Origin of the sequence: Asticcacaulis taihuensis, assembly GCF_900100255.1 — a bacterium.
GTDB lineage: Bacteria > Pseudomonadota > Alphaproteobacteria > Caulobacterales > Caulobacteraceae > Asticcacaulis > Asticcacaulis taihuensis.
Genome location: NZ_FMTS01000005.1, coordinates 105,203 through 131,015 on the forward strand (window position 1 = coordinate 105,203; position 25,813 = coordinate 131,015).

Sequence of the window (25,813 nt, forward strand, 5' to 3'; positions counted from 1 at the left end):
ATCCCCCTCTCCCCATTGTGATGGGGGGAGGGGACCAGAAATTACTTCGCGTCTTTCAGCGCCGTGACGACTTCCGCGCTCTTGGCGTCTTTCAGAACGCTGCATGAGCGGATGTCTTCCAGCATCCGGTTGAAGGACAGTTCGCCGCGGCCGGCAGCGACGACCTTCGGCCGCATGATACGCTCGATCTCATCCGCCTTGCCGGCATCGCAGTAATTATGCGGGAGCGAAGCGATGCGGCCGGCGGAGAAGATGCCGGCGCCCGCCGAGAAGCTATCATAATTGGCTTTCAGCCAGTCATAGGTCATGTCGCGTGTAGCGGCATTGTTCATCAGGCCGCCGACCAGGGCCAGCTTGTCCGGCACGCGCAGGCGGGGCTCGTTCAGCGCACCCAGAAGCCAGGTCGCCGTAGCGGCGTCGGCGTCGGAGGTAATGGCGCCGCGCACCGCCGAACGGACGACTTCGTCCTGTTCGGTCAGCATCCGGTCGAACAGGGCCTTGGCCGCCGGCTGGTGGCCTTCCTCGACATAGATCTTGAAGCCGCGCGCCAGGAACGCCTGGTCTAGCGCCGTCTTGTCGCCGCCCAGATAGGCATTGGCGGCGTCGAGCAGTTGCTTGCGCACCGCCGGATCACGGCCGGCATCGGAGACCGCGACTACCAGGCGCTGGCGAAGCTTCTGGGTGTCGGGATCGTCGGAGAGATGCGCGCCGGCCTTCGGATTGAAGCCGATGGCGGCCAGTCGCGGCGCATAGATTTCATCCATCACCCGGCGATAGTCTGGCAGGCCGGCTTCGGGGATAATGCCGCGCGTCACCAGTTCGTTGAACTGGTCAGCGCTGCCGGTGGCGACGTTGGAGTCCTTGTTGTTGACGAAGACCTTGGCCGCTTCGATCAGTTGTGGCGCGGCCAGCTTGCCGGCATAGAACTGGCCCCACAGGCTGTCGAGCGCCGCCAGGCCCTCGCCGGCGGGCAGTTTGTCGCCGGTGGCGATCAGGGTTGACCAGTCTTCCGGCGTCAGGGTGAAGCGGTAATAGCCGGTGCCGCCGGCATTTGGCATCAGCGCGCCGGGCGCATCGGCGCCGAGCGTGCCCTGCGGCTGTGCCATCAGGAAGCACTTGCGTTCCTCGCCCTGACGCAGGCAGAGCGGGATGGTCCAACTTTGCGGATCGAGCGTGGTGCCCAGGCGTGCATAGCGCGATTGCGTCGCCACCAGCCAGCCGCCCTGATGGCTGAAATCGACCGTCGGGAAACCCTGCTGGTTGACGAAGCTCTTCATGGCGTCGAGCACACCCGGTTCCTGCGCCGCATCGGCCAGGGCACCGAAAAATTCATCGGAGGTGGCATTGCCATACGGATGACGCGACATATGCAGGCGTACGCCGCGCTTGAAGGTCTCGTCGCCCAGATAGCCGGCTACCATGGCTACGACCTGCCCCCCCTTGCCATAGGTGATGGAGTCGAAGGCGGAATCGATGTCGCCGTTATTGGTGATCTTTTCGTGAATCGGACGGCCCACCTTCAGGGCGTCGGTATCCATGGCACCGAACGCTTCGTCGATGGCGCCGACACCGATATTTAGTTCCGGGCGCCATTCATTGCCGATGCGATAGCCCATCCAGTTGGCGAAGCTCTCATTGAGCCAGATATCATCCCACCACGCCGGGGTGACATAATCGCCGAACCACTGGTGCGACAGCTCGTGAGCCACCACCATGCCGAATTCCTGCTTCTGGACGGTCGAAGCGCCGGAATCGAGCAGCAGGATGTTGTCGCCGTAGATATCGATGCCGGCGTTTTCCATGGCGCCCGGCATGATCGGCGAAGCGACCTGATCCAGCTTCGGGAAGGGGAAGGCCTGGCCGAAATAGTTTTCCAGGTGCGAAACGATCGACGGCGTTTCGTCGAGCGCATATTTCAGCTTGGCGGCGTTCGGCTTGGTAGCGACGATGCGGATCGGCAGGGCGTAGTTGCGGTACTGGTTGGGCGGGGCCACGCCTTCGGCCACGGCGAAGGGCCCGACCGCGAAGGCGACCAGATAGGTGGGCAGCTTTTCCGTGCGATAGAAGGAGTGGGTGATCATCGAGCCCGCCGTGGTCGAGCCATCTTCCGGGCCATTGCTGAGGGCCACCAGACCCTTTTCCGTGGTGATCTGCACCTTGAACGGCGTCTTGAAGCCCGGTTCGTCGAACGACGGGAAGGCGCCGCGGGCATCGATCGATTCGAACTGCGACCAGACATACCACTCGCCGCCGACCTGGACGCGGTAAAGCCCGGCCGCATCATTGGTGAAAGGCGCGTCATAATCGAATACCAGTGTGGTGCGCCCGGCGGGAATAGCCTTGGCGAAATCGAGGCGGGCGACGCCGAGGTCGTCGACCTGGGTATATTTGGCGTTGACCGGCTTGCCGCCCACCATGGCGACGACCTTGGACATCTTCAGATCGCGGCCATGCAGGTAGAGCGATTTCGTTTCGGCCTTCACATTGACATCGATCTCGACATGGCCGGAAAAGCGCGGCTTGGAGGGCACGATCGTCAGGTTGAGACTGTAGGCGAGCGGCGTGGCGGCGTCAGGCAGCTTGCCCTTCGGGGCATTGGCATCGGCGACAATGGCGGTGGCGGCGGGTGCGGCCAGAGCTACCACGGGTGTGAGCGCGGTCGAGGCAAGGAGCAGGCTGGCGGCGAAAAGCAGTGGGCGCATGTGATATCCGGGTTTGTAAACGCGACGCGGAGTTAGGCGACCCCTGGATGCGGCGCGATAATTGAGAATGTAACCAGTCGGCAGGGTTAGCATGGCCTCCGGCGGCTGCACATTAAGTTTTTGTAATGCCTGGGCGTCCCAGACGTGGCAAAAAGGCCGCAATGCGCGCGTTTTCTTCAGAAATGCGGGCTAATAAAGCAAGCCTTAAAGAAGTTGCGGCTGAATGCCTTCATTGAACCGGACCAGAGTTCAAGGGAGTCATTTTGAAGCATCACCTGTCAGGCGCCCTGCTGGCGCTTTCATTGCTTGCCGGTGTCCCGGCCGCCAGGGCTGAGTCGATCTTCACCTATGCCAGCGGGAAACTGCTGCTGACCGGCGGCGTATCGCAGGTGGAAGGCGCGGCCGGCGGCGGTCTGACACCCTGGGCCGTCATTGGCGGTTATGAAACGAAGGATCAGATCGGCGCCAACGCCTTCTATACCTCTGTCGATACACAGGATTATCGCATTACCTCGCAAGGGGCGCTGGTCGGGCTCTATAACCGTGTCGAGTTTTCCTATGCGCGGCAGGATTTTGACACCCAAGGCGTCGGCGCCGCCCTCGACCTGGGTTATGGCTACACGATTTCGCAGGAGACGGTCGGGGTAAAGGTGCGCCTGCTTGGCGATGCCATTCTCGACCAGGATCACTGGTGGCCGCAGGTCTCGGCCGGGGCGCAGGTTAAGCACAACAGGAACGGCGCCCTCGTCAAGGCACTGGGCGCACGGGATGATCAGTCTACGGATTATTATGTCAGCGCCACCAAACTCTATCTGGCGCACGGCCTTCTGCTGAACGGCACATTGCGTGCCACGAAGGCCAACCAGTTCGGCATTCTGGGTTACGGCGGCATCGATAACGATTATCATCTCCAGTTCGAGGGCTCGCTGGCCTATCTGGTCAATCGCCGTCTCGCTGTCGGTGCCGAGGTCCGCACCAAACCGGACAATCTGGCCGTGGCCAAGGAAGGCGCAGGCGTGGATATCTTTGCCGCCTATGCCCTGAACAAGCATCTCTCACTGACCCTTGCCTATGCCGATCTCGGCAATATCGTCACGCGACACCAGAGCGGGCTCTATGGTTCCTTGCAAGTCGGTTTTTAGGAAATGATCATGAAATATCTCGCCTTGGCCGCTCTTCTTATCGCCACGCCGGCCCTTGCCGAAACGCAAACCGCTGATCCGTTCCCGGTGATATCGCCCGATGGCAGCCTCTACCAGGCGTTCGGCGGCCATGAGGGGCTGGTGCGCATCACCGATGACCTGATGGTCAATCTGCTGGCTGATCCGCGCACACATGACTTTTTCGTCGCCGCCAAGCGCGATCAGATCAAGACGGGCCTGATCCAGATTTTCTGCCATGTCATGGGCGGTGGCTGCACCTATACCGGCAAGAACATGACCGAGGCCCATTCGCAGCTTGGCATCCGCGAAGAGGATTTCACGGCCCTGGTCGAAAGCCTGCAAAAGGCCATGGACAAGAACCATGTCCCCTTCCGGGCGCAGAACAGATTGCTGGCCGCCATGGCGCCGCATCACCGCGAGATCGTTACCGGCGCCGGTAAAGGATAAAGCAAGGGCTAGCCGAAGATGCGTTTGGCCAGTTCCGACAGGGCCGTCTGAGCCCACGGCGGCAGAGGAATGCCGGTCTTCGCCGTCATGATGGAAACCGCCAGGCAGCCGGCCAGGAACAGGCTGACGCCACGCCAGATGCCGACCTGATTGCGCGCCAGCCAGGAATGCTTGCGAAAGAAATCAGGCTCGGCGCCGTGGGAGCCGGTCTCCAGCTTGAAGGCCATCTCGAAGCCATCCTGGAAGCGATCGGCCGGATTGGGCGCCAGGGCCTGGAGGATCACGCTGTCGAGCCAGGCGGGCAGGTCGCGGCGCCGGCTGGCGAGGCTTTCCGGCTTGTTGAACCGCGGCGTCTGGCCGCTCTCGATTTCGCCGAAGGGATAGGCGCCGCCGGTGAACATCCGGTATATCGTCACCCCCATGGCGAAAATGTCCGAGCGCTCATCACCCGGTTTGCCGTCAAAAAGCTCCGGCGCCTTGTAGCTGGGCGTGCCCGGCACGAACAGGCTGTCCTTGTCGATGCCGGGAATGCGCGCCACGCCGAGATCGACCAGCTTGAAGCCGCCATCGGCCGTCAGGATGATGTTTTCCGGCTTGACGTCGCGGTGGATGATGCCGGCGCGGTGCAGCGAACCCAGCGCCTTGGCCAGCTTGGTGGCGATGCCGACGCCTTCCTTGAGCGTGATTTTCGGCGCGCGCAGGAGGCGGTGTTCGAGAGTCTCGCCGACATAATAGGGTTGGGCGACATAGAGACAGGTCTGGCGGCCGGGCGCGATATCGAGCACCGAGCCGATCCACATATGCTGGACGCGGCTGGCCACCCAGGCTTCGCGCATGAAGGCCGAGCGCGCCGAGGTTTCCGAACCGATGGTGTGGGGCTTGGGGAATTTCAGCACGACATGGGGGCTGATGCCGGTGCGGAATTCGCGCATGTCACGCGCCCTGAAAACGCGGCTGTAGATGCCGTCGGCCAGTTGCCGCTCCAGTTTGAAGCCGTCGATCAGATCGCCGACATGGGGCGGTTCGATGATCGGCAGCCGGGCGATGGCGAGGTTCAGGTCTTCGATCGTGGCCGGGGGCAGGTCGATGACATCGATCACCAGGGCGGTGGCGTTATCGTCGCCGCCATGGGCGATGGCGGCGCTGACCAGCCGCTGGGCGGTTTCTTCCGGCGCGGTACGGCCATCGAGCAGGCTCAATATCTGTGCCTGGCCGACAAAGCCGTGGACGCCATCGGAACAGAGCATCAGCCGGTCATGCGGGAAGATGTCGTGCGCGCCGTAATCGATGCGGATGGCTTCCTCAGCCCCGACTGCGCGGGTGATGAAGGGGCTGCCATCGGGGCCTTCCGGCTTATGGTCTTGCGTCAGTTGTTCGAGCTGGCCGGCGCGCAGGCGATAGAGGCGGGTATCGCCGGCATGGAAGCTGTGCAGCCGCCGTCCCTTGATGACAATGCCGGTAAAGGCGGCACACATGCCTTTCAGGTTTTCGTTCTTCTGGCCCTCGCGGAAGAGCCAGTAATTGATGCTTTCCAGCGCCCGCGCCGCCGTCTTTTGCGGCGACAGCAGTTCCGACTGGCCAAGATAATCATCGATGAAGGTACGCACGGACAGCTCGGCGGCCACGCGCCCGCCCTTGCGGCCGCCGACGCCATCGGCCAATGCGGCGACGGCGCCGTGATGACGCTGGCCATCCTCCAGGCAGAGGGCGGCGAAATCCTGGTTTTCTTCGCGCTTGCCGATATCGCTGGCGAAACCGGCGGCGATATCGAGCCTGGAGGCATTTTGTGTCGGGGTCATTGGGGGCGTCATGCCCTATGTGTGCATGTGCGAACCGCGTTCGTCCAGAGGGCGGTATATTTAAGCGACGCGGCGTGACTTTTTTCTTACAGCCGGTCGAGCGGCAGAACCTCGACCCGCGCGCCGGCATTTTGCGGCAGGGTGTTGGCGGGCAGCCGGATCAGGGCATCGGCGCGGGCAAACACACTGACCAGCGAGGAATCCTGATCGTCGAAAGCCGTCACCTGCAACTGGCCCTGAAGGGAACTGCCGATCTTTGCCCGCAGATAGGATTCGCGCGGGCCGGCGGCGGAGAGCGGGCCTTGCGTCACGGCGGTGATGAACGGGCTTGTTTCCGGCATCCCCAGTGACGCCTCGATCCAGGCTTTCAGGAACAGTTGCGCCGTCACGAAGGCCGAGGCCGGGTTGCCCGGCAGGCTCAATATCCGCGTGCCATCGGTCAGCCGGCCGAAACTGGTCGGCTTGCCGGGTTTGACCGCAACAGAGGCGAAATCGAGCGCCAGGCCGAGCTTTTCCAGCGCCGGCCGCACGAGGTCGTAATCGCCGACACTGGCCCCGCCGACCGTGACGATCAGGTCGGCCTTTGTCTTTTTCAGCGCCTTGTGCAGGGCCCTGGCGTCGTCGCCTTCTACGCCGAGATAGCTGGCCTTGCCGCCCCACTGTTTGATCAGGGCCATGAGCGCATGAGAGGCCGATTCATAAATCTGGTCCGGCTTCGGCGTCTGGCCGGGCAGCACCAGTTCATCGCCGGTACACAGGACGGCTATCCGTGGCCGCTTGCGTACTGGCACAGTGTCGAGCCCCGCCGCGGCAACCAGAGAGAGCCGCCACGGATCGAGCCGCTGGCCGGGCTCCAGCAGGGTGTCGCCGGCTTTGAAATCCTGGCCGGCCTTGCGAATGTGGGACGGTCCGTCGGGCTTGCAGCCGTCGGGCAGGACATCGATCACGTCCGCCTGACGCACGACATTTTCCTGAATGACGACGGCATCGCAATCGGCGGGCACCGGCGCACCGGTGAAGATACGCACGGCCTCGCCCGCGGCTACCCTACCTGCGTAGGCACGGCCCGCCGCACTTTCGCCGACCACATGCAGGGTGACCTGTTTGGCTTTCGTTTTCAGCGAGTCCCTGCGGACGGCATAGCCATCCATGGCCGAGGCGTTGAAGGGCGGCTGATCGCGCCCGGCCAAAACGGCTTCGGCCAGGACGCGACCCATGGCCTTGGCTAGGGGCACAGGCTCTGCCACCGGGGAAATCGCGCCCTGCCTGACCGCTGCGAGTGCCACATCGACCGCAACGTTTTTCATCATTTTTCCTTAAGTCTGGGCATCAGCTCGACCATGTTGCATGGGCCGTGACGGCTATCGAGCTGCCAGCGGATGACCTTGTCCCAGCCGTCCTTGACCGCCCCATTCGAGCCCGGCAGGCAGAAGATGAACACACCGTCGATGATCCCCGCCAGCGCCCGTGATTGCAGGGTGGAGAGGCCGACCGTCTGGTAGCTCAGCATGTGGAAGATGGTCGAGAAGCCCTCGATGCGCTTGGTCAGCAGCGGCTCAATGGCTTCCGGCGTGACATCGCGGCCGGTAATGCCGGTGCCGCCAGTGGTGACGATGGCGTCGATCTCGCCGGTATTGACCCATTTCATCACCTTGGCGCGGATAGCATCGATATCATCGCGCACAATATTGCGGCGCACGACGCTGTGACCGGCGGCCTCGATGCGTTTGACCAACACATCGCCGGACGTATCGCTTTCCTCGTCGCGCGTGTCGGAAATGGTCAGGACGGCCAGGCTGACCGGCCGGAAGGGCCGCATTTCGTCTATGCGGCCACCACCCAGAAAACTCTTGTCCGTTTCCGTAATCTCGCTCATGCCGGTCTCCGTTTTTCTACGGTTTAGGCTGGCGGCCTTCTGATCTCAAGCGAAAACGGCTTCGCGCCTGAGCAGTTCGGCATAGGCCGCCTCAAGTCCCGCAATCACCGTGGCATCCGTCACCAGTGCTTCCGGAAAAACGGCGCGCAAGGCGAGGAACCGGCCGGTATCCGCCACCGTGTCGTCACAGGTCTTGCCAAGTGCAATGAGATCATCCGCCAGCGGATCGGTGATCGCCTCGCCGGTGATCGCTTTCCGGCGCACAAACCGCATCCACGCCGCCAGAGGCAGGCACAGGCGGCGGATATCCTGGCCGCGATCGAGCGCCTCGCCAAGACTGCTCAGAATACGGATCGGCAGTTTCTGCGACCCGTCCCAGGCAATCTGGGCCAGCTTGTGGACGATGGCCGGATTACGGAAACGGGCGAGGATAGCCTCGCTGTAGGCGACAAGGTCGAGTCCTTCCGGCGCCTCCAGCAGCGGCACCACGTCCTCTATCATCAGCTTACGGACGATATCGGCCAGTTCGGCATCCTTCATGGCTTCGGACACGCTTTCGTAACCGCGATGCAGGCCCATATAGGCCAGGGTCGAATGCGGGCCGTTGAGCAGGCGCAGCTTGGCGCGTTCATAGGCCGGTACATTATCGGTGAGGGTCACGCCGACGCCCTGCCAGTCGGGACCGTCTTCATGTGTGTGCTTTTCGATCACCCACTGGGTGAAGGCTTCGCGCTGGATCGGCCAGGCGTCTTCAAGACCGGTGGTGCCTTTGACGCGGGTCCGCAGGGCATCATCGGTGGCCGGGGTGATGGAATCGACCATGGTCGACGGGCATTGCAGGGTATCGTGTATCCAGCGCGCGAGGTCGTGATCAGACTGTCCGGCGAAAACGGTTACGGCCTCCTTAAGACGTTTGCCGTTCTTGGGCAGGTTATCGCACGGGATCAGCACGAAGGGCTTCAGGCCGGCCTGTCTGCGACGACGCAAGCCTTCCGCGATATAGCCGATAAAGGATTTCGGCGTCCGGGGATTGGCCAGATCATGGACAATGTCCGGGTGCTGAAGATCGAGCGAAAAATCCGGCGCCAGGCAATAGCCCTTTTCCGTCACCGTCGAGGTCACCAGTTCGACCGAAGGCCGCGTCACCCGCTCGAAAACGGCCTCGATATCCTCCGGGCCGACCAGAACCTCGCGCATAGAGCCGATGATGCGGTAGCTGATTTCCGCGTCGAGAATGGCCAAGGTATAAAGGCCGTCCTGCGGCTTCAGGGCGTCGCGCACGCCGGCCGAATGCAGTGACACGCCGCAAATGCCCCAGCGCGGGCCTTTCGCTGCCAGCGCATCAAAATACGCCGCCTGATGGGCGCGATGAAAGGCGCCGGGGCCGAAATGAACCACGCCGATGTCGAGCGCCGCAGTATCATAGGCGGGTTTTGTGGCATTGGCGGTGGCGAGTGTATCAAGTGTAAGGCGCATTTAAAGCGTAACCCCATTTTTCCAGATGGCGATTTCTCGCTCATCGTTTGTTTCATTGCAAGCCGGCCGGCCCGAAGCGGTTTTGATAATCAGATCCATCAGGTCGTCGGCGGTCTGTTCCAGAGTGCGCCCTTCCAGCACCTGACCGGCATTGAAGTCGATCCAGCCAGGCTTGCGGGCCGCCAGGGCCGAATTGGAGGCGATTTTCAGCGTCGGCGCCGGGAAGCCGAGCGGCGTGCCGCGGCCGGTGGTGAAGAGCACGATCACCGCGCCCGCCGCCGTCAGGGCCGTGCTCGATACCGCGTCATTGCCGGGCGCTTCCAGCAGGGAGAGGCCCCGTTCGTGGGCGCGTTCGCCATAACGCATGACGGCGTTGAGGGGGCTGTGACCGCCCTTCTGAACCGCGCCGAGCGATTTTTCTTCAAGCGTGGTAATGCCGCCGGCCTTGTTGCCCGGCGACGGGTTTTCAAAGACCGGCTGTTTGTGTTCGATGAAATAGGTTTTGAAATCATTGACCACTTCAACGACGTCATGAAAAACCTTCTCGTCCTTTGCGCGGTTCATCAGGCCGCGTTCGGCGCCGAAAACCTCCGGAATCTCTGTCATGATCGCACGGCCGCCGGCAAAGGCCACGCGGTCGGCGATCAGCCCGACCAGCGGATTGGCGGTCAGGCCGGAAAAGGCATCCGATCCGCCGCATTTGACGCCGATCGTCAGGTCACGGACGGAACAGGTTTCGCGCCGGTCCTTCTCGACGACGGCGACCAGCGCTTCCAGCGCTTCCAGACCGGCCTCGTGTTCGTCCTCGACCATCTGCGCCGCGAAATATTTCAGGCGGTCGGCGGGGCGGTCTATCTCCCTGATCAGGGCCGAAAGCTGGTTGTTCTCGCAGCCCAGGCCAACGATCAGCACGCCGCCGGCATTGGGGTGCATGGCCAGTGACGCCAGCAGTTTGCGCGTATGATCGAGATCGTCACCCAGTTGCGAACAGCCGAGCGGATGGGTCAGGGCATGGATGCCGTCAACGCGGCCCCTGAAGCGTTCGGAAGCGACGCGCGCCAGCTTTTCCGAGGTTTTGGCCACGCAGCCGACCGTGCATAAAATCCAGATTTCGTTGCGAATCCCGACCTGGCCATCTGCACGGCGGTAACCTTCGAAAGTGGCTTCCATAAGGGCTGGCGGCGTTGTAACGGACGTCGGCTGGTAGCTGTAAGCCTCAAGTCCGCTTAAGCCCGTCACCAGGTTATGGGCATGAACATGCTCACCGGCGGCGATATCCTGCGAGGCGCGGCCAATGCTGAAACCGAGCTTGATGATCTCATCGCCCGCCTGGATATCTTTCAGCGCGATCTTGTGGCCCTTCGGCACATCGCTGCGCAGAACAATCTCACGTCCGTCGATGCCAATGACATAGCCCGCCGCCAGGTCCTGGAGAGCCACTGCGACCGAATCGCCCGCGCTGACCCGCAGCCAGGGCAGTGATAAGCCGGCCGGATCATCCGCCATGAACTTAGACTCCAGTATCAGTTTTACAAATAATGATACCGGTGTCATAAACCTAGAGCCCAACCTTTTCAACCGGGCATTTCAAGAAAATAACTGTTCAGCCGCCGCGAAGCCCGCTACCCATAGCCCAACAAGACGATCAGGCCCCATACTCCATGTCCGAAGACGCTATCGAGGAATTCATCCAGCGCCGCAAGAAGGCGACGATCAATGATGTGGCGCGGCTGGCGCGCGTGTCGAAAAAGACGGTGTCGCGGGTTATTAACAAGTCGCCCAGCGTTCGGGCCGAAACGCGTGACAGAGTCAATGCCATTATCGAGCGCATTGGCTTCCGGCCTGATCCACAGGCGCGCGGCCTGGCCTTCCGCCGGTCGTTCCTGATCGGACTGATCTACGACAATCCCAATGCTCAATATGTCGTCAACATGCAGATGGGCGCGCTCGATGCCCTGCGCGGGTCCGGCAGCGAACTGGTGGTCCACCCGTGCGACCGCCACAGTGAGCGCTTCATCGAGGATATCCGCGATTTCATAGAATTGCAGCGTCTGGCCGGGGTGATCATCCTGCCGCCGATTTCCGAGGACAAGCGCCTGCTGGCCCTGCTGGAGGAACTGGACGTCGATTATGTCCGGGTGTCCGCCGTGCAGCCGACCACGACGACCGGTGGTTACGCGGTCCTGTCAAAAGAGCGCATCGGCTGCCGCGCCGCTGGCGAGCATCTGGCGCAACTGGGCCACAAACAGATCGGTTTTATAACGGGCCCTGAAGGCTATGTTTCGGCCATCGAGCGGCGCGCCGGTTTCCGCGAGGGGCTACAGGCCCACGGACTGGATATAAACTGGGAACTGGAGGCGCAAGGCGCCTATACCTTCGAGTCCGGCCATGCCGCCGCCCTTAAAATTCTCGACCGGCCCAACCGCCCGACCGCCATCTTCGCCAGTAATGATGAAATGGCCATCGGCGCCTATAAGGCGGCCTTTGAGCTGGGCCTGCGCATCCCGGCCGATCTCAGCATCTGCGGCTATGACGACAGCCCCATGGCTCTGCGCGTTTCGCCGCCTCTCACCACGGTCAACCTGCCGAGTCGTGACATGGCGAAGGCGGCCGCCATGACCCTGCTGACCGATGAAGACGACCGCCGGGACGAAATCATCTTTGAATCCGGTCTGGTTGTGCGCGAATCGACGGCCCGTCTGTAGGGCTTGCAAAAAAGCCTGTTGTCAAACGTAATGACACCGGTTACCTATGGCGGAAAATATCTCTCAGGGTCGATCCCCAAGGTCAATAACATGTCCAAGCCGCTTTTCCTTCATGCCGACCGCCTGTTCTCCAGCGATCCGGCCCAGCGCGCCATTGCGCGTGATCTCTATGCCAGCGTGAAGGGCCTGCCGATCCTGTCGCCGCACGGCCATACCGATCCGTCATGGTTTGCCGACAACCAGCCCTTCGAAAACGCCACCGAACTGTTCCTGGCACCAGACCACTATATCTACCGGATGCTTTACAGCCAGGGCATCGATATGGATTCGGTCGGTGTCGGTTCGAAAGCCGGGCCGTCCTCCGCCGACGCGCGTGCCGCCTGGCGTATCTATGCCGCCAACCAGCACCTGTTCCGCGGCACGCCCAGCTTCATGTGGATGAGCCACGTTTTCGGCGAGATCATGGGCTTCGAGGTGGCGCTTGATGAAACCACGGCTGATTTCTATTTCGACCGCATCGGCGAATTGCTGGCTTCGGACGCCTATCGCCCGCGCGCTTTGTTCGATCGCTTCAATATCGAGCTTCTGGCCACGACCGAAGGCCCGACCGATACGTTGGAGCATCATGCGAAAATCAAGGCGTCCGGCTGGAAGGGGCGCGTGGTCACGGCCTATCGTCCCGATCCGGTCATCGATCCGGAGCACGAGGACTTCCACGACAAGCTGGCCCTCTTCGCCGACCTGACCGGCGAGGATGTCCATAGCTGGAAGGGCTATCTTAGCGCTCACCGCAAGCGCCGCGATGTCTTCATGGCGCACGGGGCCACCTCGACCGATCACGGCCACCCGACGGCGCAGACCGCCAATCTGTCGCATTCGGATGCCAAGGACCTGTTCCATCGTGTGCTCAAAAAGCATGTCTCGGCCGAAGACGCTGAGCTTTTCCGCGCCCAGATGCTGACCGAGATGGCGCGTATGTCGCTCGATGACGGCCTGACCATGCAGATCCACCCCGGTGCCTACCGCAATCATAATGCCAGGGTGTTTGATACATATGGCCGCGACAAGGGCGCCGATATCCCCATGCCGACCGGTTATGTCCATGCGCTTAAGCCGCTACTCGATGCGTTCGGTAACGAGAAGAATCTGACGATCATCCTATTCACGCTTGATGAGACCAACTATGCCCGTGAACTGGCGCCGCTGGCCGGTCATTACCCCGTGCTGAAGCTTGGCCCGTCGTGGTGGTTCCACGATTCATCCGAAGGCATGATGCGCTTCCGCGAGCAGGTGACCGAGACGGCCGGTTTCTACAATACGGTCGGCTTCAATGACGATACCCGCGCCTTCCTGTCGATCCCCGCGCGCCACGATGTCGCCCGCCGCATCGACTCGGCCTTCCTGGCGCGTCTGGTGGCTGAGCACAGACTGCCGATCGAAGATGCCGCCCAGGTGATCCAGGACCTGACCTACAACCTGCCGAAAGCGGCGTATAAGCTGTGATTTTATCCTCCCCTGCGAAGCGGGGGAGGATAAAATTAGTGAAGCCTTGTCAGCTTGTCCGGATTGCGCTGGAACCAGACGGCGGTAATCTTGCCGTCAGTGATTTCCACGCTCAGCACATCGGTATAGTCGTCCGTATGTGTGGTCAGCAGTGACAGCACACCATTGACGCGTTCATAGCGCAGGGCCGCCGTGGTGTGGTTGCGGAACTTCTGGTAGATGCCGGCCATGAAGGCGCCGACCCGGCGCTTACCATCCAGAATATTGATTGCCGCCGATATCTTGCCGCCACCGTCGCTGTAGAGCTTTACATCATCGGCCAGCAGGGCTTCCAGCGCCGCCATGTCGCCCTTTTGCGAGGCCACCACAAAGGCTTCGAGATAGCGTCGCTCATCATCGGGCGTCACCTTGAAACGCGGCCGGGATGCCCGGACATGCTGGCGAGCACGTGCCGCCAGTTGCCGGCAACTGTCTTCGGAGCGCTCCAGCGTGCGGGCGATTTCATCATAGCCGATATCGAAGACATCATGCAGCAGGAAGCTGGCGCGCTCCAGCGGTGTCAGACGCTCCAGAGCATAAAGCAGGCCGATGGAGAGATCGTCGGCCAACTCTGTGGCCGCCGCCGGCGAACCGGTAAAATCGCTGACATCGTGCAGCGGTTCGGGCAGCCACGGGCCAACATAGTCGACACGTTTTTTGTGCGCCGATTTCAGGATATCGAGACAGAGGCGTGTCACGATCCGAGTGAGATAGGCGCGCTTGTTGTCGATGGTTTCAGGAGCGGTTTCGCGGACGCGCAGAAAGGCGTCCTGCACGGCGTCCTCCGCCTCGCTGACCGTGCCCAGCATCCGGTAGGCCACGCCTTGCAGATAGCGCCGCTCGTCTTCAAACCATTGGATATCGGAGTGAGGGATCATAGTGATTTTTCAAGCAAGTTTGATCCACAGATAAGCCAGATAAGCACAGATGTTTCCACGCATAAATCCTATCTCCGCTTCTCTGGCTTATCTGTGGATATCTTAGGCTTAGGAAGCCGGTTTATCATTGGCATGGAGGAAGCGCATCGAAACAGCCAGCCGGTTCCAGGCATTGATCATGGCTATGGCCAGTGTCAAATCGGCCATTTCCTTGTCGCTGAACTGCGCCTTGACCTCGGCATAGGTCTCGTCTTCGGCGCGATCGACATCGATATGGGTCAGGCTCTCCGCCCACAGCAGCGCCGCGCGTTCTTTTTCCGTGAACATGCGCGATTCCTCCCAGGCGGGCAGCAGGTTCAGGCGGGCAGGGGTGTCGCCGGCCTTGAGGGCCTCCTCATAGTGCATGTGCAGGCAGAAGGCGCAGCCATTGATCTGCGAGACGCGCAGCTTGACCAGGCTGAGCAGCTTGAGGTCAAGCGCGCCGTGCAGATAGGTTTCAGTGGCTATCAGGCCGTTATAGCCATCGGCGGCCAGAGAGGCGAGGTTCAGGCGGTTGAAATGGGTCATGGCAGTCTCCTTTGGTTAGGGTCTGCCAGTATGACGAGTCAGCCGTCGCCGCTGTGACATGACGGGCATTTTTTTCGCAGAAAGCCGCATTTCGATTGAACATGACACCGGTATCTTTTAGGTTCGCGGCCCGGAAGGAAGCTCAATACCATGTCCCATAAGTCCATTGCCGACCGCTTTACTGCCGCCAGACGCACGGCGACGGCTCTGCCGGATTATCCAGGCGAGCTGCCGGCCGGCATGGCCGATGCCTACGCCATCCAGGATGCGGCCATCGACCAGTGGCACCAGAAACTCGTCGGCTGGAAAATCGCCCGCATTCACCCCGATTTTCAGGCGCGGCACGGCGAGCGCCTGGCCGGGCCGATCTTCGCCAACAGCTTCCATGAATACCGGGGCGAGCCCCTGACCTATCCGATTTTCAGCGACGGTTTTGGCGCGGTCGAGGCCGAGTTCGTCCTGCGCATCGACCACGATGCCGATCCGGAAAAGACTGAATATACGGAAGAAGAGGCCCTGCGCCTGTGCGACGGCCTTTATGCCGGCGTGGAAGTGGCTGGTTCGCCCTTCCCCAGGATCAATGAACTGGGCCCCACGGTTACCGCCTCCGATTTCGGCAATAATTTCGGTGAAATCCTCGGGCCGCGCCTGCTGGAAATCGATTCCGACACCACCCTCGATACGGTGGGGCCCGAGGCCCTGAAAAACTACAGGTCGAAGACCGAAATCGACGGCCAGGTGGTCGGCGAAGGCGGACTGTTCGTCATGCCGGGCGGCCCTTTCCAAGCCCTGGCCTGGCTGGCGGGGCATCTGGCCCGGCGCGGCCGTCCGCTGACGCGCGGCCTGCTGATTTCGACCGGCCAGACCACCGGCGTCCATCGCATCCTGCCCGGCCAGAGCTCGGTTATTACCTTCAGCGGTGTCGCGGATGTGGTAATAGAGCTGAATGCAGTGCCGCTGACCGCCGGCGCGCCAGAGATCGCCTAAAGCAATATCACAAGACACGCAGGAACCCCCATGCCATCGACCGCCCCATTCGTCTGTTTCGGCGAACTGCTGATCCGCCTGACCGTCACCGGCGGTCATCTGCTGGAAAGTCTGGCGCCGCTGCAACCGGTCGTGGGCGGGGCGGAAGCCAATGTGGCGGTCGGGCTGGCGCGCCTGGGCCATGAAACGCGCATGGTCAGCGTGGTGGCCGATAATGCCCTGGGCGTGGCGGCGGTCAATGAATTGCGTCGCTGGGGGGTCGATACCTCTGCCGTGACGAAGGCCCCGCAGCGCATGGGGCTCTATTTCCTGACGCCGGGCGCCATTCATCGCCCGTCGGATATCGTCTATGACCGTGCCGGTTCGGCCTTCGCTCTGGCCGATTTCAGCGCGCTCGACTGGCCCAAATTGCTGAAAGACGCCGGCTGGCTGCATGTCTCCGGCGTTACGGCCGCGCTCGGCGAAAATTGCGTGACCGCAGCCCTCACCGCCATGAAAACGGCCCGCAAACTGGGCGTGAAGGTATCTTTCGACTGCAATTACCGCCCAAAACTGTGGGCCGAATGGAGCGCCGACGCACCCGCCTATATCACTCAATTAATGCAACAGGCCGACCTGATCTTCGGCGGTTACCGCGATATCGAACTGGTCAGCGGCCATCGTTTTAATGATGAGCGCGCGGCGGCGGATTATGCGTTTGCCACCTTCCCGCATCTGCAACGCCTGGTCTGTACCCGCCGCGAACAGGTCAATGTCGATCATAACCGCCTGACCGGCCTGATGTATACGCGCGACCAGTCTCTGGAAACCGACACGCACAATATCGAACGCATCATCGACCGCATCGGCGGCGGGGATGCCTTCGCCGCCGGCGTCATGCACGGCCTGCTGACTGGCGCCGATGATGAAAAGGCGCTCGATTACGGCATTGCCTGCGCCTGCCTGAAACACGCTCAGCCGGGCGACGCTAGCCTGGCCACGCCGGCCGATCTCGACGCTTTCCTCAGCGACGATGGTTTCGACGTCAAGCGATAGGGCGAGCGGACGTCCTTATCTTTCAGAACAAACACATCTGCGGATCACCGCCGCGAAACTGTGTGCTGTCGAGCGGCTGTCCGGGCTTGTCCAGTCCGTAGCGTTTGACGGCCATCTTCAGGCGGTTCTGGATCAGGTCGGCATAGACGCCTTCACCGCGCATCCGGCTGCCGAATTGGGCATTGTAAAGCTTGCCGCCCCGGCATTCGCGGATGTGATTGAGCACCTTGTCGGCACGATCGGGGAAATGGGCGCGCAGCCATTCCTCGAACAGCCCCTTGATTTCATGCGGCAGGCGGATCAGCACGCCGCCGGCCCGCGTGGCGCCGGCATGGGCCGCCGCTTCCATGACCTTTTCGATCTCATGGTCGGTCAGGCCGGGAATGACTGGCGCCATCAGGACGCTGGTCGGGATGCCAGCGTCGGTCAGGGCGCGGACCGTATCGAGACGGCGTGACGGGGTGGCGGCGCGCGGTTCCATAACGCGCGCCAGGTCGCGGTCCAGCGTGGTGATCGACAGGGCGGCCTTGAAGAGGTTGAGGTCCGCCATCGCGGCCAGGATATCGATATCGCGCTGGATCAGGGCCGACTTTGTGATGATATGGACGGGATGGCGGAATTCATACAGCACCTCAAGGATTCCGCGCGTCAGTCTCTCCGATTTTTCGGTCGGCTGGTAGGCGTCGGTATTGATGCCGAGTGCAATCGGCGCGGGGGTGTAGCTCCGCGCTGACAGTTCCTGGCGCAGGGCCTGGGCGGCATCGGGTTTGCGAAAGATGCGCGTCTCGAAATCCATGCCGGGTGAGAGATCGAGCCAGGCGTGCGTTGGCCTGGCAAAGCAGTAGATGCAACCGTGTTCGCAGCCTTTATAGGGGTTTATCGAACGATCAAACCCGACATCGGGCGAGCTGTTGCGGCTGATAACCCGCCTGACCGTATCGACGCCCAATATCGTCTTGCGGCGGGCCTTCGCCCAGTCCTCACGCTCATGGTCGCTCCAGCCGTCATCGATATCGTAACGGTCGGCCACGCCGAAGCGGTGACTGGGTCGGTTGGAGACGGAACCGCGTCCCTTGCGCGGCAGGTCGGGCAGGGCGTCATCACTTTTTGTGCGTGTATCTGGTGGAGGCGCGGGCATGGCCGCACCCTACGCCGAAAAGTGAACAAATCAAGAACAAATTATCAGGCGGCTTTTCCAGGTTTCTGGCTTGCCGGCGGGACAAATGGCGTGACGCCGTCATCATAGATGATTGTGCCGGGTCGCTGCGGATCGAGCGAGAAGGCCGGGGTCAGCGGGCTCTTGTGGCCCTTGAAGCCGCCACTCATGAGCTTGTAGGCGCGGGCGAAGACGATCTTCAACGGTTCCAGGATCTTCGGTGATCTGGCGAGGCTCGGATTAAGACCAAACAGGCGGCGCAGCAAGCCGTTGGCATAGATGATATTGGCGTGCCACAGGGCGCGCGGTGTCATGAACTCGATCGACAGCGATACATTGACCATGTCACCATTGACGATGCGGTGCGGCGCGTTCTGCGGCCAGGTCAGCATCTCGCCTGGCTTGAGATCGTGGATCATTGCCCTGTCGTCGAAGGCGGGATCATAGGGCAGGTTTTCATCGCTTTCGCGCAGGGCAATGCCCTCGATCTGGCGATCAGTGAAGAAGCCGGCATCGGCCGGATAGAGATAGACTTTTTTCACGCCGCGCACCTGCCACAACATCACCATCGGCATGTCGAGATGGTAGACGACATGGGCATTGGGTGAGGAGATCAGCAGGCCGAGATCGGTCTTGAGGTTATGCGTGCCGGTCTTTTCCGCCACCTCGGCGAAGATGCGGTCGCACAGGTCGGCTACGGCGGGATCGGCATGATTGACGCGGCGCAGGTTGAGCCACAGGCGGCCGTGCTTCACGGCTTCCATCAGGGCGCGACCATCCAGTTCGGTGCCGTCCTTCGCCGTTTTGCGGCCGAGATACCATTCGCCGAAAACCGTCGGGTCATAGCCCATGGTGAAGACCTCGACGCTGTCACGCGGATAGCGGTCGATCAGGGCGATCAGCGCCTCCTCGCTGAACAGGTCGCTGTCGGCAATGTTGTGCGTGAAGAGCAGGTTTTCCCTGGTGAAGGCACGCTGTGTTTCCGGTGTCCAGTTGATCAGGGTCATGTCTTTGTCTTTGCGTCTTTTTTGAGCAATACCTGCCCATAAAATTTCATCTTGAAGGGCGGAAACCACAGGGTCTTGCCGAGGCCGCGCGCCGCCTTGTCGAGCACGAAGGCCCGGCGCGGATGGCGCATTGCGAACAGGAAAAGGCTGGCGATTCCGAATATCCCGGCCTGAACCAGGCCCTGTGCCATCCAGCCGGCGCAGGCGAGGAACCGGCCATTGACGCCGCTCGAATGGCTGGGGCCTTGGCCGTAGGCGAAGCCGCGTTTCAGAGTATAGGCCAGCGTAGCGCGCGTGGGCGGCACATCTTCAAAAACCGGGGCATCGGCGGCCCAGGCCATGATCCGACCCTCCGCCTTCATGGCGGTGAAGAGGATGTCGTCCTCGCCGCCCATTTCGTTCTGCAGGGTGCTGAAAGGCGTCTTCGAGGTGAGCGCGGCGGTCTTCAGCAGCGAATTGCCGCAGCCATAATAGTGCGGCAGGATTTCCGATTGCGCCGGTCCGAAGCGCGAGAAAAAATGTTCGTAATAGGGACGATTATGGCGGGTATCGGCAGGTAGGCGGGCTGTGACCGGTCCGAAAACGACATCGGCATCGAATTGCCTTTGCGCCGCCATCAGGCGGTTCAGCCAGTTGGCGGGCGCTTCTTCGTCGTCATCGAGAAAGGCGATGAAATCACTGTTGCATAGGGCCACGGCGCTGTTGCGGGCATTGGCGACGCCGGTTTTAGGCTCGTGGATATAGGTGACCGGGAAGGGCGCAGCAAAAGCTTCGACCTGCGCCCGCGCTGAGGCTTCCGGGCTGTTGTCGCAGACAATCAGGCTGAGCGGCGGCGCGTCCTTCTGGGTGAGAATCGAGCGCATCGCCGTTTCCAGTCCCTGTGGCCGGCGGAAGGTCGGGATGATGACGCAGACGCGCGCCAGATCGCTCTCGGTGTTCCGGGACATAAGGGCGTGCGGACTGCTGTCGGGCATGGAGGTAATGGACGCCTTCGGGACGTAAAGAGATCGGAAAGTCGCGAACCGCAAGGTCCGGGCCAAGCGGACACTGCCACAAAAGGGTAAATTTCAGGTATGGCAGCAGGCTTAACGGTCTTTAAGGCATGGGCGAGATGACAAAAATTCTTGACGTAATGACAAGTATACTTGACATATTGAAATCAGCCATGTAAAGCGTCCTTGTCATTTCATGGGAGGTTGGTCATGACAGGTTCGAAATGGAAGTTTGCCGGCGGGGTGGCTGTGGCGGCATTGATCGGTGGGCTGTTGGGCGGGTTCAATATGAGCTGGAGCCGGGAGCCATCGTTTCCGCTTTATGGCCTGATCATAGATGTCTGCGCCGTTCCGGTCCTGATCATGCTGATCCTTTATGTGCGTAAACTGAAGGCGGCCACGAGCGATGAATTCAGTATCGCCAAGAAGCGCTATGCTGCGCAGAGCGGCTTCATGATCGGTTTCGTGCTGTTCCTGATCACTGGCCTGTTTCCGATCTTTTTGCCGGACCTCTATCGCTGGTTCATCGCCAGCATGGATGGCGCGAATGATGGCTTCCTGATCGGGCGCGTATCCGGTATGGCGCCGTTTGTGCTGGGGCTGCTGATCGGACAGGTCAATGCCTGGCTGAAATACCGCTGATGAAAAACCGCCTGAAAATCCTGCGCGCCGAACGCAACTGGTCGCAGGCCGACCTGGCCGATCGGCTGGCCGTATCGCGCCAGACGATCAATGCCATCGAGACGGAAAAGTACGATCCATCCCTGCCGTTGGCTTTTAAAATTGCGGACCTGTTCGCCTTGCGGATAGAAGATATATTTATGGCCATTTGAGGCGCTTGGGGGATTCATGCTTTCCAGATTGAAAACCGGCCTGCTGGCTGTCACCGCTCTCCTTGGCTGCGCTTTCGCGCCGATGGCTCAGGCCGAAGCACTGACCCATGTTAAGACCGCCCAGGCCGAAGCGCCCGCTACGGTCAAGCCGGCCATTTGGGTGATCAGTGATGCGGATTCAACCATTTACTTACTGGGATCGATCCACGTCATGAAACCGGAGACACCCTGGCTGACGCCTGATATCCAGAGCCGTTTCGACAACGCGCAGGATGTGTGGTTCGAGATTCCCGATCTTGATGACGCCGATACCGCCAAGCCGATCGCGCAAAAATATATGATCGATCCAACCGGGCGGATGGCTGCGGGCTTAATGCCGGAAGAGCTTGAGATTATTGCTGAGTTGCTTGAGCCGCTGGATTACAGAACATTGCAAATCGATTACTACCGAAAATGGGCAGTAGGGCTGCTCATCACAATGCAGCAGGTTAAAAAGCTCGGTTACGTGACGGACACGGGCGTCGATGTGACCCTGATGAAGCAGGCGCGTGAGGCCGGCAAGGGCGTTCACGGCTTCGAGACAATGGAATCGCAGATGCAGGCGCTCGTGCCGGAAACCGAGGCCGACGAACTTGCTGGCTTGCGCGCGACGCTATACGATTTTGAAGTCAGGCCGAAGGATGTCGACGATCTGTTCAGCGCCTGGAAGCAGGGCGATACCGAGGCCCTGACCCGTCTGATGATCGACAAGATGCAGGCGGAAGACCCGAAGAGCTACCAGCGCCTGATCGTCGAGCGCAACGCCGCCTGGGAACCGCAGATCGAGCAGATACTGGCTGGCAAGGGCACGGTTTTCATTACGGTCGGCGCCGGGCACCTGGTCGGGCCGGACAGTGTCATCGCCATGCTGAAACAGCACGGCATAACGGCGGAGCGTGTAGCCTACTGACTGTCCCGATCTGACCTTGGCCCAAAGCTTGCAGCGGTTCCACCGGAATATAAAAACCGGAGGTCGGAAATGCGGGCGGTCAATTACGCGGACGGTGTCTTTTTCAAAAAGAGAAAGCGGTCAACCCGCTGGCTGGTGGAAGCCGGGATCATCATGGGGGCGGCCGTGGGCATTGCCGTCGTCGTGCCGCCGCTCGGCATGTGGTGGCACCGCTCGCACAATCCGGACGCGGTCACCGTGGCCTTTACGCCGGCCGCCGATCCGGATACGGCCGAGGCTGGGGCCGGACCCACGGGATCGCCCCTGTTGTGGGTCATGAAGGCCGGCGATTCCACGGTCTATCTGTTCGGCGGATTCAGCAGTTCGGGCGATATCGCATCCGGCTGGATGGACCGGCGCCTGTTCACGGCCTTTGATAATGCCGATACCACCCTGTTCGAGGTCGGCGCCTATCCCGATGTCCTGCCGGCCGACGTGGTGACACTGCGCCCTGACGCAGCGCTTTATCACCGTGCGGACGCGATGCGAAAGATGACCGTCGGGCTTGATAAGGGCGCATCCGAAGCCGGACGCGTCACCGCCGAGGGCGTGACCGATGACGGTTTTGTGCTGCCAGTCGAAGCCTGGCGCACCGGCGACCAGAAGTCTCTGACCGACACCCTGGCCCTGTTGGCCGAGGCCGATCCGGCGGGCTACGATGCCCTGATCGTGAAGCGCAACCAGACCTGGCTGCCGACCATCGAAAAGGCGCTGAATGAAAAAGGGACGACCTTCGTCACGGTGGGGGCCGCGCACCTGATCGGCCCGGATGGGCTTGTGGCGCAACTGCGTCGGAGCGGCTATGCGGTGACACGGCTTGATTCCGTGACCAAACCGGTGGTGGCGGGCTGAATTGACGCCCCGTTCCGCCCTGTGAATATCGTTGACATTGCGGTGATTATTCGACAAAAGGCCCGCCTAAGCCCCCAACAGCTTAGACGCCTTCTTTCCCTTGCGTGAGGTACGCAGGGTTTTTCGCCGTTTTTGGGGTATTGCCATGACTCAGTCTGAGGATCATTTGTTCGGTGTGTATGCGCGGGCGCCTATCGAGGTGGAACGTGGTGAAGGCAGCCGACTGTATGACCGATCGGGCCGCGAATATCTCGATTTCGTCCAGGGCATCGCCGTCAATGGCCTGGGCCACGCCAATCCGGTTCTGATCGACGCCCTGAACGCTCAGGCGCAGAAGCTGTGGCACGTCTCCAATATCTTCCGCATTCCCGGCCAGGACGAACTGGCGGGCAAGCTGTGCGCGTCGTCCTTTGCCGACCAGGTGTTCTTCACCAATTCCGGCACCGAGGCGGTCGAATGCGCCCTGAAGCTGGCGCGCAAATACCATGCCTCGAAAGGCCATGACGAGCGCATCGACATCATCGGCTTCCAGGGCGCTTTCCACGGCCGCACCTACGCCGCCGTGACCGCTGCCGGCAACCAGACCTATCTCGAAGGCTTCGGTCCGCGTCTGCCGGGCTTCGTCAATGTGTCGCTCGATGATCATGACGCGCTGCGCGCTGCGGCCGAAGCGCCGACCGCTGCGGCCATCCTGGTTGAGCCGGTTCAGGGCGAAGGCGGGGCGCGCGCCCTGACCGACCCCGAACTGCAAATGTTGCGCGATCTGTGTGATGCCAACGGTCTGCTGCTGATCTTCGATGAAATTCAGTGCGGCATGGGCCGGAGCGGCAAGCTGTGGGCCTATGAACATTCCGGCGTCACGCCCGATGTCATGTGTATCGCCAAGGCGCTCGGCGGCGGCTTCCCTATCGGTGCCTGCCTGGCCACGCGTGAGGCGGCGTCCGGCATGGTCGTCGGTTCGCATGGCTCGACCTTTGGCGGTAATCCGCTCGCCATGGCGGTCGGGATCGCCGCTTTCGATGAGATCTCGAAGCCGGAACTGCTGGAAAACGTCGTCAAGGTATCGGGCTATCTCAAGCAGCAGCTTGAGGGCCTGAAGCAGACATATCCTGACATGATAGCGGACGTGCGCGGCAAGGGGCTTCTGATCGGCATCAAGCTGAAGCCCAATAACCGCGAAATGATGGCCCTGGCGCGGGATAACGGTCTGCTGGTGGCCGGCGGTGGTGAAAACTGCATCCGTATGCTGCCGGCGCTGAACCTCACCGAGGCCGATGCCCGCGAGGCGCTGGAGCGTCTGGAAAAGACGTTCGTCGCTGCCCGCGAAAAAGCCAAAGAAACCGCGTAAGTTCAAGATTGGGGTCATGAAGTGGCCCCCAAGGGGGAGTCCTCCATGACCCGTCATTTTCTCGATATCTGCGACCTGACCACCGAAGAGCTGCGCGCCATCGTCGATGACGCCCACGCCCGCAAGCGCCTGCGCCGCGACTGGCCGAAGGGCAAACCCGATGCCGATGCGCCGGCGAAGGATCGTGTGCTGGCCATGATCTTCCAGAAGAACTCAACGCGCACGCGCTTTTCGTTCGATGCGGCCATTCGTCAGCTCGGCGGCCAGGCCATCATCTCGACCTCGAACGACATGCAGCTTGGCCGGGGTGAGCCGATCGAAGACACCGCGAAAGTCCTGTCGCGCATGGTCGACGCCATCATGATCCGCGCCAATGAGCATGATGACGTGGTGCGCCTGGCGGCCGCCTCCACCGTGCCGGTCATAAACGGCCTGACCAACGCCTCGCATCCGTGCCAGATCATCGCCGATATCCAGACGATCGAGGAGCATCGCGGCGCTATCGAGGGCAAGACACTTGCCTGGATCAGCGACGGCAATAATGTCTGCAACAGCCTGATCCATGCGGCGGCGCGTTTCGGCTTTACCCTGAAAATCGCCTGCCCGGCGGCCTACAAGCCCTCTCAGGCCGCGATGGTCTTTGCCTCAGAATCGCGCGCCCATGTCACGGTCACGCAGGATCCGCAAGAAGCAGTTCGTGGCGCCGATGTCGTGCTGGCCGATACCTGGGTCAGCATGGGCGATCTCGATCATGACGAGCGCCTGGCGGCTTTCCAGCCCTACCAGGTCAATGCCGGCCTGATGAAACTGGCCAAGGACAATGCCCTGTTCCTGCACTGCCTGCCGGCTCACCGCGGTGAGGAAGTGACCGAAGATGTCATCGACGGTCCGCAGTCGGTGATCTGGGACGAGGCCGAAAACCGGATACATGCTCAAAAAGCCATCCTGGCCTGGTGTTTTAGCACGCCATCCTTGGCCGATTAGTGCGTTGGCAGCGCTTGCAGGTACAAGCGTACCTGCGGCGCTCGCCGCCTGCTACTCGGCTCAAGGCTGACGGCTAAAAGGGCTCCGTGTCTTTAAGGATGCGGGAACTGTTCCGGCGGCTTGGTCTGTATGCCGATCAGGTTCAGCAGATGCACGACCAGCAGCAGGGCCACCGTAAAGGTCAGCAGCATCAGGAAGCGCCAGGGCACCATGCGCGGCCCCTTGTTCGGGTCCATCGGCCGTGCGCCGAGATAACCGAACAATGCGGTAAAAAGCCCGCTGACAATCGTGAGAATCACGGTAAGGGATAAGGTCAGTTCCATCCGTCGCATATGTCGTGGAACGGCATTTCGGGCAAGGTCGCGGAGCGATTTAATCGCGTATTTCCGCCTGACTGTGGCATTTCCCGCATCCGGTTATTGATCTCGCCAGTTTTCCCCAGAAGATTAACGTCCTGCCATATATAGTGGTTAACA

24 protein-coding genes are annotated in these 25,813 nt (G+C 61.3%); 12 read left to right on the forward strand and 12 right to left on the reverse strand.

Features of this window, described 5'->3' with window-relative positions:
- Positions 1–41: 41 nt before the first annotated feature.
- Entirely contained in the window at positions 42–2,702 is a 2,661-nt protein-coding gene (locus BLO49_RS12865) for a M1 family metallopeptidase (protein WP_170828336.1), read from the reverse strand.
- A 263-nt stretch (positions 2,703–2,965) separates the two neighbouring features.
- Here BLO49_RS12865 and BLO49_RS12870 point away from each other — a divergent pair, with 263 nt between their 5' ends.
- Together BLO49_RS12870 and BLO49_RS12875 are read left to right on the forward strand one after the other, a co-directional pair.
- On the forward strand, positions 2,966–3,844 hold the full coding sequence (locus BLO49_RS12870; protein WP_245679020.1) for a DUF3034 family protein: 879 nt from the start codon (positions 2,966–2,968) through the stop codon (positions 3,842–3,844).
- A 9-nt stretch (positions 3,845–3,853) separates the two neighbouring features.
- Positions 3,854–4,312, forward strand: coding sequence for a group I truncated hemoglobin (locus BLO49_RS12875; RefSeq protein WP_245679021.1), 459 nt, complete (start codon positions 3,854–3,856; stop codon positions 4,310–4,312).
- Between the two features lie 8 nt (positions 4,313–4,320).
- On the opposite strand, the gene BLO49_RS12880 is transcribed toward BLO49_RS12875, so the two are convergent.
- The 5 genes from BLO49_RS12880 to BLO49_RS12900 all read right to left on the reverse strand — a co-directional run bounded on the left by BLO49_RS12880 (position 4,321) and on the right by BLO49_RS12900 (position 10,969).
- On the reverse strand, positions 4,321–6,111 hold the full coding sequence (locus BLO49_RS12880) for a bifunctional protein-serine/threonine kinase/phosphatase (RefSeq protein ID WP_090649311.1): 1,791 nt from the start codon (positions 6,109–6,111) through the stop codon (positions 4,321–4,323).
- Positions 6,112–6,197: 86 nt separating this feature from the next.
- A complete protein-coding gene (locus tag BLO49_RS12885) occupies positions 6,198–7,418 on the reverse strand; it encodes a molybdopterin molybdotransferase MoeA (protein WP_090649314.1) in 1,221 nt (406 codons plus the stop codon).
- On the reverse strand, positions 7,418–7,987 hold the full coding sequence (gene moaB, locus BLO49_RS12890; protein ID WP_090649317.1) for a molybdenum cofactor biosynthesis protein B: 570 nt from the start codon (positions 7,985–7,987) through the stop codon (positions 7,418–7,420). The genes BLO49_RS12885 and moaB overlap by 1 nt, the downstream gene beginning before the upstream one ends.
- A gap of 45 nt (positions 7,988–8,032) precedes the next feature.
- Positions 8,033–9,463 (reverse strand): mannitol dehydrogenase family protein, encoded by a 1,431-nt coding sequence (locus tag BLO49_RS12895; protein WP_090649320.1) that lies wholly within the window; start codon positions 9,461–9,463, stop codon positions 8,033–8,035.
- Entirely contained in the window at positions 9,464–10,969 is a 1,506-nt protein-coding gene (locus BLO49_RS12900) for a UxaA family hydrolase (protein ID WP_090649324.1), read from the reverse strand. It abuts the gene before it with no gap.
- 155 nt (positions 10,970–11,124) lie between these two features.
- On the opposite strand from BLO49_RS12900, the gene BLO49_RS12905 reads away from it, so the two are divergent.
- On the forward strand, positions 11,125–12,168 hold the full coding sequence (locus BLO49_RS12905; RefSeq protein WP_090649327.1) for a LacI family DNA-binding transcriptional regulator: 1,044 nt from the start codon (positions 11,125–11,127) through the stop codon (positions 12,166–12,168).
- Positions 12,169–12,258: 90 nt separating this feature from the next.
- The gene (uxaC, locus tag BLO49_RS12910) at positions 12,259–13,671 is read left to right on the forward strand and encodes a glucuronate isomerase (protein WP_090649731.1); all 1,413 of its coding nucleotides are present in this window, start codon (positions 12,259–12,261) and stop codon (positions 13,669–13,671) included.
- A gap of 35 nt (positions 13,672–13,706) precedes the next feature.
- On the opposite strand, the gene BLO49_RS12915 is transcribed toward uxaC, so the two are convergent.
- The gene (locus BLO49_RS12915; protein WP_090649330.1) at positions 13,707–14,588 is read right to left on the reverse strand and encodes a sigma-70 family RNA polymerase sigma factor; all 882 of its coding nucleotides are present in this window, start codon (positions 14,586–14,588) and stop codon (positions 13,707–13,709) included.
- 108 nt (positions 14,589–14,696) lie between these two features.
- Entirely contained in the window at positions 14,697–15,155 is a 459-nt protein-coding gene (locus BLO49_RS12920) for a carboxymuconolactone decarboxylase family protein (protein WP_090649333.1), read from the reverse strand.
- 150 nt (positions 15,156–15,305) lie between these two features.
- Between BLO49_RS12920 and BLO49_RS12925 the strand changes: the two genes are divergently transcribed.
- Together BLO49_RS12925 and BLO49_RS12930 are read left to right on the forward strand one after the other, a co-directional pair.
- Positions 15,306–16,142, forward strand: a complete 837-nt coding sequence (locus BLO49_RS12925; protein WP_090649336.1) for a 2-keto-4-pentenoate hydratase — start codon at positions 15,306–15,308, stop codon at positions 16,140–16,142.
- Between the two features lie 30 nt (positions 16,143–16,172).
- Positions 16,173–17,177 (forward strand): sugar kinase, encoded by a 1,005-nt coding sequence (locus BLO49_RS12930; RefSeq protein WP_090649339.1) that lies wholly within the window; start codon positions 16,173–16,175, stop codon positions 17,175–17,177.
- A gap of 22 nt (positions 17,178–17,199) precedes the next feature.
- On the opposite strand, the gene BLO49_RS12935 is transcribed toward BLO49_RS12930, so the two are convergent.
- From BLO49_RS12935 to BLO49_RS12945, 3 genes are read right to left on the reverse strand one after another with little or no spacing between them, the layout of a single operon-like run.
- Entirely contained in the window at positions 17,200–18,315 is a 1,116-nt protein-coding gene (locus BLO49_RS12935; protein ID WP_090649342.1) for a PA0069 family radical SAM protein, read from the reverse strand.
- Between the two features lie 44 nt (positions 18,316–18,359).
- The gene (locus tag BLO49_RS12940) at positions 18,360–19,340 is read right to left on the reverse strand and encodes a hypothetical protein (protein ID WP_090649345.1); all 981 of its coding nucleotides are present in this window, start codon (positions 19,338–19,340) and stop codon (positions 18,360–18,362) included.
- The gene (locus BLO49_RS12945) at positions 19,337–20,287 is read right to left on the reverse strand and encodes a glycosyltransferase family 2 protein (RefSeq protein ID WP_090649732.1); all 951 of its coding nucleotides are present in this window, start codon (positions 20,285–20,287) and stop codon (positions 19,337–19,339) included. The genes BLO49_RS12940 and BLO49_RS12945 overlap by 4 nt, the downstream gene beginning before the upstream one ends.
- Positions 20,288–20,542: 255 nt before the next feature.
- On the opposite strand from BLO49_RS12945, the gene BLO49_RS12950 reads away from it, so the two are divergent.
- The 6 genes from BLO49_RS12950 (at position 20,543) to argF (ending at position 25,337) form a co-directional block, all read left to right on the forward strand.
- Entirely contained in the window at positions 20,543–20,974 is a 432-nt protein-coding gene (locus BLO49_RS12950) for a hypothetical protein (protein WP_090649348.1), read from the forward strand.
- On the forward strand, positions 20,974–21,165 hold the full coding sequence (locus BLO49_RS12955; protein ID WP_090649352.1) for a helix-turn-helix transcriptional regulator: 192 nt from the start codon (positions 20,974–20,976) through the stop codon (positions 21,163–21,165). Before BLO49_RS12950 ends, BLO49_RS12955 begins: the two co-directional genes overlap by 1 nt.
- Before the next feature lie 16 nt (positions 21,166–21,181).
- The gene (locus BLO49_RS12960; protein ID WP_090649355.1) at positions 21,182–22,114 is read left to right on the forward strand and encodes a TraB/GumN family protein; all 933 of its coding nucleotides are present in this window, start codon (positions 21,182–21,184) and stop codon (positions 22,112–22,114) included.
- Positions 22,115–22,183: 69 nt separating this feature from the next.
- Entirely contained in the window at positions 22,184–23,005 is an 822-nt protein-coding gene (locus BLO49_RS12965) for a TraB/GumN family protein (protein ID WP_090649358.1), read from the forward strand.
- Positions 23,006–23,150: 145 nt separating this feature from the next.
- Positions 23,151–24,353 (forward strand): aspartate aminotransferase family protein, encoded by a 1,203-nt coding sequence (locus tag BLO49_RS12970; protein ID WP_090649361.1) that lies wholly within the window; start codon positions 23,151–23,153, stop codon positions 24,351–24,353.
- 45 nt (positions 24,354–24,398) lie between these two features.
- On the forward strand, positions 24,399–25,337 hold the full coding sequence (argF, locus tag BLO49_RS12975) for an ornithine carbamoyltransferase (protein WP_090649364.1): 939 nt from the start codon (positions 24,399–24,401) through the stop codon (positions 25,335–25,337).
- A gap of 92 nt (positions 25,338–25,429) precedes the next feature.
- Here argF and BLO49_RS12980 read toward each other — a convergent pair whose 3' ends face one another.
- Entirely contained in the window at positions 25,430–25,660 is a 231-nt protein-coding gene (locus BLO49_RS12980; protein WP_170828337.1) for a hypothetical protein, read from the reverse strand.
- Positions 25,661–25,813: the final 153 nt, after the last annotated feature.